General features: G+C 67.7%; 8 protein-coding genes and 1 pseudogene. 4 read left to right on the top strand and 5 right to left on the bottom strand.

Going from position 1 to position 9,885, the window contains the following annotated elements; all coding sequences use genetic code 11:
- Positions 1-13: 13 nt before the first annotated feature.
- Genes H9Y04_RS43735 through H9Y04_RS43745 form a run of 3 tightly spaced genes read right to left on the bottom strand, consistent with a single transcriptional unit; the run spans position 14 to position 3,261 of the window.
- Positions 14-862 carry a carbohydrate ABC transporter permease gene (locus H9Y04_RS43735; protein WP_236072181.1) on the bottom strand — a complete coding sequence of 283 codons (849 nt, stop codon included), beginning with the start codon at positions 860-862 and terminating at the stop codon, positions 14-16.
- On the bottom strand, positions 862-1,851 hold the full coding sequence (locus H9Y04_RS43740) for a carbohydrate ABC transporter permease (protein WP_187819847.1): 990 nt from the start codon (positions 1,849-1,851) through the stop codon (positions 862-864). Before H9Y04_RS43740 ends, H9Y04_RS43735 begins: the two co-directional genes overlap by 1 nt.
- 51 nt (positions 1,852-1,902) lie before the next feature.
- Complete coding sequence (locus H9Y04_RS43745; protein WP_187819848.1) at positions 1,903-3,261, bottom strand: extracellular solute-binding protein; 1,359 nt, start codon at positions 3,259-3,261, stop codon at positions 1,903-1,905.
- 221 nt (positions 3,262-3,482) lie between these two features.
- Here H9Y04_RS43745 and H9Y04_RS43750 point away from each other — a divergent pair, with 221 nt between their 5' ends.
- Positions 3,483-4,598 carry a substrate-binding domain-containing protein gene (locus H9Y04_RS43750; RefSeq protein WP_268980569.1) on the top strand — a complete coding sequence of 372 codons (1,116 nt, stop codon included), beginning with the start codon at positions 3,483-3,485 and terminating at the stop codon, positions 4,596-4,598.
- Between the two features lie 333 nt (positions 4,599-4,931).
- On the opposite strand, the gene H9Y04_RS43755 is transcribed toward H9Y04_RS43750, so the two are convergent.
- Both H9Y04_RS43755 and H9Y04_RS43760 read right to left on the bottom strand, forming a co-directional pair.
- Complete coding sequence (locus tag H9Y04_RS43755) at positions 4,932-5,756, bottom strand: alpha/beta fold hydrolase (protein ID WP_187819850.1); 825 nt, start codon at positions 5,754-5,756, stop codon at positions 4,932-4,934.
- Positions 5,757-5,762: 6 nt separating this feature from the next.
- On the bottom strand, positions 5,763-7,796 hold the full coding sequence (locus tag H9Y04_RS43760) for a TIM barrel protein (protein ID WP_187819851.1): 2,034 nt from the start codon (positions 7,794-7,796) through the stop codon (positions 5,763-5,765).
- A gap of 374 nt (positions 7,797-8,170) precedes the next feature.
- Between H9Y04_RS43760 and H9Y04_RS43765 the strand changes: the two genes are divergently transcribed.
- The 3 genes and pseudogenes from H9Y04_RS43765 to H9Y04_RS48730 form a co-directional block, all read left to right on the top strand.
- Positions 8,171-8,356: a hypothetical protein gene (locus tag H9Y04_RS43765; RefSeq protein WP_187819852.1), complete on the top strand. Its 186-nt coding sequence runs from the start codon at positions 8,171-8,173 to the stop codon at positions 8,354-8,356.
- Between the two features lie 58 nt (positions 8,357-8,414).
- A complete protein-coding gene (locus H9Y04_RS43770) occupies positions 8,415-9,683 on the top strand; it encodes an OFA family MFS transporter (RefSeq protein WP_187819853.1) in 1,269 nt (422 codons plus the stop codon).
- A 66-nt stretch (positions 9,684-9,749) separates the two neighbouring features.
- Positions 9,750-9,885 (top strand): annotated as a pseudogene (locus H9Y04_RS48730) (IS256 family transposase); the annotation flags it as partial.

Here is a 9,885-nt window from a genome sequence, read left to right on the forward strand (position 1 = left end):
GGGGTCGCGGAGGCTACTTCAGCCCTGAAGTGGCCGATCCGGCCTGGTAGAAGCGCTGCAGAAGGACGAAGAGGACGATCACCGGCAGGACGTACATGGTGGAGCCCGCGGCGATGAGGTTGTTGATGGGTGCTCCCTGCGGCGTCTGGTAGCCGGTGGCGAGGGCCACCGCGAGCGTGGTCCGGTCCGAGCTGAGCAGCAGCAGCGGCTGCAGGAACTCCGACCAGGTCCAGGTGAAGGAGAGGATCAGCGAGGTGGCCAGCATCGGCTTGGCCTGCGGCAGGAAGATCTTGAAGAAGATGCGGAAGTACCCGCAGCCGTCGAGGATCGCGGCCTCCTCCATCTCGATGGGCAGGCCCACGAAGTACTGGCGGAACATGAAGATGAGGAACGCCGAGCCGGACAGGCCCCACATCACCCAGGGCCACAGGGTGTTGACCAGACCGACCTTCGAGAAGATCAGATACGTGGGGATCAGCGTGGCCACGTGCGGCAGCATCAGCGTCGCCATCACCACGCCGAACATCAGGTTCTTGCCGCGGCCCCGCAGCCGGGCGAAGCCGAAGCCGACGTAGGCCGAGGACAGCGTCATCAGCGTCGACTGGATCACCGCGATGACCAGGGAGTTCTGCGCGTGGCCCAGGAAGGGCATGTAGTCCAGGGCGGCGCGGTAGTTCTCCCAGGCGAAGGGCTCGGGCAGCCATTCGACCGGGAAGGCCCCCAGGGAGCGCTCGGTCTTCAGGGACGTGATCAGCAGCCAGGCGAACGGGCTGGTGAAGAGCGCGGCGATCCCGATCAGCAGGGCGTAAGTGCCGGACTTGCGGGCGCGGGCGCGGTTACGGCCGGTGGCGATGCTCATCATCAGCCCTTCTCGCCCTGGCTGTCAGGGTCGACGTTGTAGAACACGACGCGCCGGCCGAGCCGCATGACCAGGAAGGTGATGACGAGCACGACGACGAAGAGCAGCCACAGCAGGGCCGAGCCGTAGCCCCAGCGCCCGAACGTGAAGTACTGGGCGTACACATGGACCATGTACATGTTGGTGTCCGGGCTGACCTTGGCGGCCGAGACGACACCGCCCGCGGACGGGGCGAGCAGCATCGGCTGGGCGATGATCTGCAGCGCGTTGATGACCCCGGTGACGACCTGGAATAGCAGGATCGGGGACAGCAGCGGCACGGTGACGTGCCAGAAGACGCGCAGCTTGCCGGCCCCGTCGACCCGGGCCGCCTCCAGCAACTCCTTGGGAATGTCCTGCAGTCCGGCGAGCGAGACGAGCATGCCGCCGCCGATCCCCCAGAGCATCAAGGAGAGCAGCACGTACGACACCGCCGGGTCCTGCAGCCAGGTCACCGGGTCGAGACCGAGCAGCTCCATGACGCCGTTGGCGGGCCCAGCGTCCTTGTCGAAGATCAGCTTCCAGGTCAGCGCGGCGGCCACGCCGGGCACGATGGCCGGCAGATAGAACAGGGTCCTGAAGAACCCCTTGCCGCGGATCGGCTGGTTCACCAGCAGCGCGAGCAGCACGCTGCCCAGCACCGTCAGCGGCACGACGGTGAGGGTGAACAGGCCGGTGCGGTACAGGGAGTGCAGGACGTCGGCGTCGTGGAGGGCTTCGACGTAGTTGTCGATCCCCACCCATCTGGCCTTGTCCGATATTCCGTTGGTGTTGGTGAAGCTCATCCGCAGGGCGTAGAGCATCGGCACGACGGTGAGGGCGAGGAAGCCGATCAGCCAGGGCGCGACGAAGGCGTAGAACGTGCGGCTGCGATAGCGGCTCCACCGCTTGCGCGGCGGCGGCTTCGGTGCGGCGGCCACTGCCACTGGCCGCGCCTCGGTCTGGACGGACATCTCTCGCTCTCCCGGCGGTCGTTACGTACGGAACTCCTTGCCCGGCGGCCGCTACTTGGTGAGCTCGACGCCCTGCTGGAGCAGCTTGTTGACCTTGTCGTTGAGCGCGTCGGCGAGCTTGCCGGTGCTGTGCTTGTCCTTGAGCGCGACGGTCAACTGCTGCTGCAGGGCGGCTTCGAGGGCGTCGACCTTGGCGTATGGGGAGAACGTCAGGGTCGAGAAGTGCGCCAGCTCGGCCGTCTGGACCTCCTTGGCCTGCTTCTGCGCCGGCTTCGCGCTGGGCAGCTCCCCCTCCAGGGACTTCAGGGCCGGCAGGCCCCAGCCGCTGGTCGCGCGGGCCTTGGCCTGCTCACCGCCCATGAACCACTCGAAGAAGGTCCAGGCCGCGTCCTTGTGCGAGGACTTCTCGGGGATCCACAGGCCGGTCGCGCCGAAGCACGGGCTGACCCGGGTGGAGCCGAACTGCGGGGCGGGCGCGAAGCCGATGTGGTCGGCGACCTTGTCGGCGTACAGCGCGCCGCCCAGCCAGTAGCCCGCCGAGAGGATGCCGTAGCGGTCGGCCTTGAACAGCGGGGCCGTGCCGGCCTCGGGCGCCGGCGCGATGACGCTGGCACCGACGTCGGCGCGGGCGAACTCCAGGTAGTAGCCGAGCGCGTCCCGCGCTTCGGCGGTGGAGAAGTCGACGCTCTCCAGGTTCTCGGCGAAGACCGTGCCGCCGGCGGAGGACACCATGGTCATCAGCTTCGGGAAGATGGACACGCCGAAGAGATCGAGTCCGTAGGTCTTGATCTTGCCGCCGCTGCGCTTGGTGAGCTTCTGGCCCAGTTCGAGCAGTGCGTCGTACGTGAGCGGCTCGGTGGCGCTCGGCAGCTTGGCCCCGGCGGCTTCGAAGACCTTGGTGTTGTACCAGAATGTGTTGTCCTGCGAGTAGTCCTTGGCCATGCCGTAGCGCGGTCCCGCACCTTGCTTGGTGCCGTCGAAGCGCCATACGTCGTTGACCGGGGCCAGGTCGTCGGCCTTGAGGACCTTGCTCTTGGCGAAGTAGTCGTCGAGCGGGGCGGCCATGCCGCTCTTGGCGATGTACGGGGTGATGGTCGCGCCGGTGCCGCGCACCAGGTCGGGTGCGTCACCGCCGGACAGCATCGCGTTCAGGCGGGTGTCGTCGTAGACGAGGACCTCGACCTTGATGTCCGGGTGCGCGGTCTCGAAGGCCTTGATGAGCTCCGGCGCGAACTCGTTCTCGTTGGCCATCAGCTTGATGGTGGTCGTGCCGCCCTTGCCGCCGCCGCCCGTGCCCTTGTTCTCATTGACGGACCCGGCGCAGCTTGCGAGCGCGCCGCCGGCCGTGACGGCGAGCGCCGCCGCGGTGCTGCCCCGCAGGAAGTTACGTCGTGAGGTGGTGCTGGCCATGAGCCCTCCGCGATCAGGAACGGCACCGAACCGGAAGGCGTCGGCGCTGACTACTGCCGGGAGTCTCGGGAAGCGAACATTCAGTTGTCAATAAGAACAGCCAAGTTCGTTCAGATTCATTCAGAAAACCAAGTTCTCCGTGATCGTTGTCTGTTCCTGATGGAACGGAACTGCTAGCTTCGACGAGCAGGATCCGCATCGGGCCGTGACAAGGGGGACACATGCTTGCTGCCGAACGACGCACTGCGATCATGAGCCAGGCGCGTCGCGACGGCGCGGTGCGGGTGGCGGACATGGTGACCCAACTCGGCGTCTCCGACGTCACGATCCGCCGCGACCTCGACGCGCTGGTATCCCAAGGGCTGCTCCTGAAGGTCCACGGCGGCGCGATGCTCCCCGGCAGCCGAACCCCTGAGGAGCCGACGGCCGCCCTCACCCCCCGGGGGCCGGCCGTTCGCGCGGACGGCCGAGGGCAACCCGCCTCCGAAGGGTCGGGGCCCACCATCGGAGTGCTCGTACCGAAGTCCTCGTACTACTTCAAGAGCATGGTCGACGGCATCCGCGCCACCCTCGCCCCGCTCGGCGGACGCCTGGTGCTCGCCGTCTCCGATTACGCCCCCGAGCGCGAGCCCGACCTCGCCAAGAACCTCCTCGACGCCGGAGCCGAGGCGCTGCTCCTCGCCCCGGCTGCAGCCGACCGGCACACCGGCGTCGCCGCCGAGTGGACCTGCACCCTGCCCGCACCCACCGTCCTCCTGGAACGCCGCGCCCCCCAGCCGCACGCCGCCGCGGTCTCCTGGGTCCGCACCGCGCATGAGAACGGAGCCGCGCTGGCTGTCCGTCACCTGCAGGACCTCGGGCACGAACGGATCGCCCTGTTCACCCGCGGTGACACTCCCACCGCGTACAGCGTCGAGCAGGGCTGGCGCGTCGCCGTAGCCCCTGGCCTCGAACCTCTCTGCATCTCGGGCCGGGACTTGGCCGGCTGGCCGCGCTGGGAGCGCGAGGACACCCGCCGACTCGTCGACCGGCTCCTCCATGCGCAGGCCACCGCCCTGCTGTGCCACTCGGACGAGGATGCCCTTGCCCTGCTGCAGAGTGGCCTGGCCGAACTGGTCGCTCTGCCCGGCGAGTTGTCCGTCGTAGCCTACGACGACGAGTTCGCCGAGTTCGCCAGCCCTTCCCTCACCGCGGTATGCCCGCCCAAGCGTCACGTCGGCCGCCTCGCAGTACAGAGCGCGCTCGACCTGCTGAACGAACCCGGCGCTCCCACCCGGCACATCGAGATCGAACCCACACTCGCTGTACGCGACAGCACATCGGCGCCCACCCGCTGACCATCCATGCGCCCGCTTCGGCGAAACGCCCCATCACACGCGCAGTGGCACACCATGATCAGGACCTCAAGAACTTCGTCAGTGGACAGTGCGGACCCGCCGTGAGCGGCTGGGGCGGTGCCGAACACACCCGGGCAGGCTCACCGAACTCAGGCCAGTCCGCGGACTCTACGAACTTGGGCAGCTCAGGGCTGCACATCGATGCCGAGCGTGTGGGCCCCTGCATGAGGTGACGGATCTCGTAGACGCTGCCGCGATCACTGGTGGTGCCCGGACGGGTCGAACATGCGCTGCCGCGCAGTACCTCCGTCAGGTCGACGCTCGTGGCCACGCTCAGATCGAATCGATGCTGCAGAGAAACCGGGTGATCTCCTGGAGTGCTTCCTCTCGATGTGCTTGTGTGCTGGTGGATTTGGGGGTGAGTTCGCACAGTCGGGCCCTGGGGATGGCCTCGGCCAGTGCGTGACCGTACTCCAGTGGATGCACGGGATCCGACCCGGTTGCCATGACCAGCGCCGGGACACGAACGGAGTGCAGGGCCTTTATATCGGGCAGTGGTCGGCTATGCGGCAGGAGCTCCAGGCGCGCCAGCGCTTCGACGGCCCTCGGTTCGGTGAACTGCCCCCTGAGCGAGGCGGCCGCATCCGGTGATTCCCTGGCGATACGGCGATGTTCGGGGGTGTGGGTGAAGCGGCGGAGTCCCTCATCGGAGCCGTGATCGCACAGCAGTTGGGCGATCAGGCCGTAGATATCCGCAGCAACCATGGGGCCGTCGAGCCAGGCGGGGCGGGAGAGGACCAGCGCGGTGACCCGTGCCGGGTGGCGCAGCGCCATGGTGAGCGCGGTGCCAGCTCCCATCGAGATGCCGCCGACGACTGCTTCGGGCAGTTCGAGGTGGTCCATGAGGGCCACCAGATCATCGGCGAGATCGTCGAAGGTCAGCCGCTCCGGCGGACCCAGCGGCCAGGTGGCGCCGTGCCCCCGAGCGTCCATCGAGATCAGCCGAATGCCGGGCGGGACAGGGTCCAGCAGCCCGGTGGGCTGGGCAAGGGTGCCGCCGATGCCGTGCTGGAAGAGGAACGGCAGGCGAGCGTTGCCCGGATCGGCCGGCCGGTCTGTGTAGTGGAAGGCGATGCCGTCACGCCGGAAGGTGGGCATGGCTGCTCACGTCCGGGCGGCAGGTGCCGAGACCAGGCGCACGTAAGCATCACGCGAGCCACGGATTCGGGCGGCCCGGGATTGGACGTGGGCGCGGGCTGCGGATACCTCGTGTTCGGCCAGTCCGTGGATGATCAAGGGAGTTGGTTCGGCGAGTTGCGCGAAGAGCTCCAGGTAGGTCGCGTAGTCGAGACTTCCGGTGCCAGCCGGACAGTGGGTGACCTGCTCGCCGTCGAAGACCACGTCCTTGGCGTGCCCCATGGCGATGTCATCGCCGAGCAGGTCGAAGAACTCCTCCAATTTAGGGCGCATGTCGCGGGCGTCCACGGGACGCAGGATGTTCGCCGGATCGCAGATGATCTTCACGCGGTCGGTGCGCAGTTCGTCCAGGAGGGTACGGGCAGCGCGGGCGGAGTCGACGACATTGGCGACCTCCGGCTCGATGCCCAGGAACACACCCTCCTGCTCGGCGATGGCGACTGCCTGCTCCATGCCGGCCCGCATGTCCTGCCAAGCTTCGGCCGTGGTGTTGTCGCCGTGCCCGCGCCACATGTCATCCGCGTCGCGGGTGCCGGTGCACAAGGTGACCAGGGAGGTGCCCATTGCCTTGGCGTGGGACGCAATCACCTGCAAGCGGCGCAGGCCGACCCGGCGCTGCGCCGGGTCGGGGTGGATGAGGTTGAACGTGGCGGAGATCCCGGCCATCCGGATGCCGTGCCGGTTCAGGGTGTCGCGTACGGTGCGCGCGGTCTTGGCTGTGATCTCGTCCGGCATCGACGGCAGGCCCGCGCAGGCCATGTTGAAGTGGACGAGGGAGAACCCTGCGTTCCGCACGGCTGTGGCGTTCTCCTCGAGTGATGGGCGCGGAAAGGTCTTGGCGAAGATTCCGATCGAGGACTCGTCGATGCTCCTGCAGTCGGCCACAGGTACCGGGCGGCGGCGCCGCGGGACGGCGGGCGCGGTCCGGTTCTTCTCCGGAACCACGACCGGCCCGGTGACCTCGTCGAGGCGAACCGTTTCCCCGCTGACCACGGCGTGGGAGACGGCCACCAGGCCGCGTACGGTGGCCAGGCCGTCCTCCACTGTGGCCCCTTGCTGCGGCGCGCCGTTGAGTACGGTGTCCGCGAAGGCCTCGACCTGTCGCTTGAAGGTGAAGCCGTCCTCGCCCAGCACCCTCTGGTAGTGGCCGTCCTTGAAGCATTCGACCCGTGCGCGCTGAAACCACGGCAGAGGAGCGCTGCCCTCGATCGAGCCGTGTTCCCCGTAGATCTGGAAACCTTCTTCGAAGTCGGCTTGGGCAGGTACCACGAGCCGCAGCTGACCGGCTACCCCGTTGCAGAATCGAGCCTCGATGGTCCAGGAGTGCTGGTCCCCGCCCTCCAGATGGACGGCGCGGACACTGGTGATCGGCCCGAGGAAGTAGCGGGCCGTGTCGAGCAGATGGCTCGCGTGGGTGAGCAGGCAGTACCGCTCGCGGACCTCTTTCCACGGCTCGGCCGGCCGTCTAGCACGGTCGCTGACCACAGGTACCGGATACAGGTTGTCCTGGAGCGTGTAGCGGTGCACCGAGTCGTGGTACCAGGCCGAGAACGCCAGCACTCCGCCCATCTCCTCGTCCAGGAAGCGCTTGGCGTCCTGCCAACCGGGATGAAAGCGCCGGTTGTTGCCCACCTGCACGACCAGACCTGCCGCGGCGGTTTGTGCGCGCAGTTCCTCGCACTCCTCCACGCTCACAGCCAGCGGCTTCTCGACCAGGAGATGCTTGCCGGCGGCCAGCGCCTGCCCGGCCAGCTCGGCGTGGTAGCGGTCATCGACCGCGATCACCACGGCGTCCAGTTCCGGATCGGCCAGCATCGCCGCGTAGTCGGAGTGGGCGTAACGCGGAGCGTGGATCTGCCGCATCCGCTCCAGCAGGTCTGGGGCGGCATCGCAGATGGCGTACAGCTCCGCGTTACGGGCTTTCCGTACCGCATCCAGATGCGCATTCTGCGCGATGGGACCGCACCCCAGAATTCCGATACGCAGATCCCTCTGCTGCATGACAGATTCCTTTCGCCACCTCCGAACGGGACGACATTTCACGCCGGACAAACCGCAATGAAATGCCGGAACCAAAAACGCTACCCTCGGACAAATGCGCAAGTGTAGGCGCATTCACCAGATACGGAAGCGCTGACCTGCAGCATTCTGCGCCCCTGGCCACCCCTGGCTCTCCTGATTATATGAATGCTGGACGAGGTCCAGGAAGTACGCGCGCCCGGCGCACAACCCTAGCGCCCTCGCACCCCGCGTGCTTCTTGTTCCTTCTTGCCTGCGCTGCAGAGAATTACCGAAGATCGATGGACGGAATTCGGTAGGCAGCCTGTGATATTTCAAGCAGGCATGCGTAGCACAAACAAGAGGAGAGGAACCCCATGGAGGACAAGAAGGAACTGCGGTGGGCTGCCCACATCCAGTCCGCGGCCCTGGCCGCCCAGGAGGACCCAGTTACCTGTGTCGCTGACATGCTGACCATCAGCCGTTCACGTGCCGGCGAGCTCCTGACGGCCGCGGAGCGCGACGGCCTTATCGGCTCCGTCCACCACCCTCATGACGGCTGAGGTTCTTGACTCCTGCACACCACCGGGCTCGCGCCGTACACCGGTCACTCGTACAACCGTGGCGTGCGCGGTCGTCATCAACCAGCTCGCGTACGGCTCCGTGTATGCCTGGAGCGTGTTCGCCATCGAACTCAGCCGCCCCGACGGTGCCTACCGGCTCAGCCGTACGACTGCAAGCCTGCCGTTCTCCGCGGCCATCGGCATGATCTTCCTCGGCGCGTTTGCTGCAGGCCGCCTGGTGGAGGGCCGCGGCCCCCGCGCCGTGGCCGTGACCGCTGCGCTTCTGTACTGCGGCGGCTGCGCCGCCTCTGGCGTAGGAAGTACCGCGGCCACCTTCTGGATCGTCGTCTGCGGTTACGGCCTCGTCGGCGGGTTCGGCCTGGGCATGGGGTACGTCGTCCCCACCATGCTGCTGCAGAAGTGGTTCCCCGGTCGGCGTGCCCTGGCCGCAGGCATCGCGACCGGCGGCTTCGGCCTCGGAGCTGCGCTGGCCGTCCCCCTCACGCGCGTCCTGATCGCGCACGACCCGGCGCATCCGGCCCGGGCCTTTGGGCCGCTGGCCCTCGTCTTCCTGTTGACCACACTCGCCGGAGCCGTCTGCTTCGTCGACCCGCCCACGCCCGCCGCAGCGAGCCATGGCGCGGCCAGGCGCCCTGGGGCGCCCCATCTGCGGCCGGCCGAGGCGGTACGCCGCGCGCACTGGTATTTGCTCACCTCGATTCTGTTCTGCAACACCCTCGCCGGTATCTGCCTTCTCTCGGCCATGACCGACATCGGCCGGACCCAGGCGGGCCTCACGCTCGGTCAAGCTGCGGCCGTGACCTCGGGCATGGCGGTGTGCAACGCGGCCGGGCGGCCGCTGTGGGGCTGGGTCGCGGACCGTAACGGACCCCTGCCGGCCATGACACTCACCCTGGCCTTGCAGGGGGCGGGCCTGCTCGCGATCTCCGGCACCACATCGCGCCCGGTCCTTCTCGCCCTCGCGGCTGTCGTCTGCGCGTGCTTCGGCGGCGGGTTCGCCGTCATGCCGGCCGCCACCAGCACCTGCTTCGGACTCACCCATGCGGCAGCCATCTACGGTCTGATCCTCGTCGGTTGGAGTCTCGCCGGCCTCGCTGGCCCCCCACTGTTCGCGTCACTCGCCCAACCCGACACGTACGAACCGGCGTTGAACTGCATCGGTGCCCTCACACTCGGCACTGCCGTACTGCCCCTGATCACCCACGCCCTCCGGGCTCCCACACAGCCCGATCCTCGCCACGCCGCACGCCGACCTCCCGCCGCGGCACGCAACGCGCCTCGCCATGCACGTCGTTCCTACAGGTAGGGCAGGAGGCCCGGCGGCCAGGGAGTGTCCAATAGACGGCGGATCCGATGATCAAGGAGACGCCTGATGAGCGAGACCATCACCGAGCACGAGGCCGTGGAGGAGCCGGTCGTTGAGTCGGCCGTGGAGGCGGTGTCGGACGAGCAGTTGATCGCGATGCTCGTTGACCGCGCCCGGACGGACGGGCTTCAGCTAACCGGAG

Source organism: Streptomyces polyasparticus, from assembly GCF_014493765.1.
Classification (GTDB): domain Bacteria; phylum Actinomycetota; class Actinomycetes; order Streptomycetales; family Streptomycetaceae; genus Streptomyces; species Streptomyces polyasparticus.

Bases quoted from the DNA above. Each gene is read 5' to 3' on its own strand.
- H9Y04_RS43745 (WP_187819848.1), bottom strand. From the start codon at position 3,261: ATGGCCAGCACCACCTCACGACGTAACTTCCTGCGGGGCAGCACCGCG.
- H9Y04_RS43760 (WP_187819851.1), bottom strand. From the start codon at position 7,796: ATGCAGCAGAGGGATCTGCGTATCGGAATTCTGGGGTGCGGTCCCATC.
- H9Y04_RS43755 (WP_187819850.1), bottom strand. From the start codon at position 5,756: ATGCCCACCTTCCGGCGTGACGGCATCGCCTTCCACTACACAGACCGG.
- H9Y04_RS43740 (WP_187819847.1), bottom strand. From the start codon at position 1,851: ATGTCCGTCCAGACCGAGGCGCGGCCAGTGGCAGTGGCCGCCGCACCG.
- H9Y04_RS43750 (WP_268980569.1), top strand. From the start codon at position 3,483: ATGCTTGCTGCCGAACGACGCACTGCGATCATGAGCCAGGCGCGTCGC.
- H9Y04_RS43735 (WP_236072181.1), bottom strand. From the start codon at position 862: ATGATGAGCATCGCCACCGGCCGTAACCGCGCCCGCGCCCGCAAGTCC.
- H9Y04_RS43765 (WP_187819852.1), top strand. From the start codon at position 8,171: ATGGAGGACAAGAAGGAACTGCGGTGGGCTGCCCACATCCAGTCCGCG.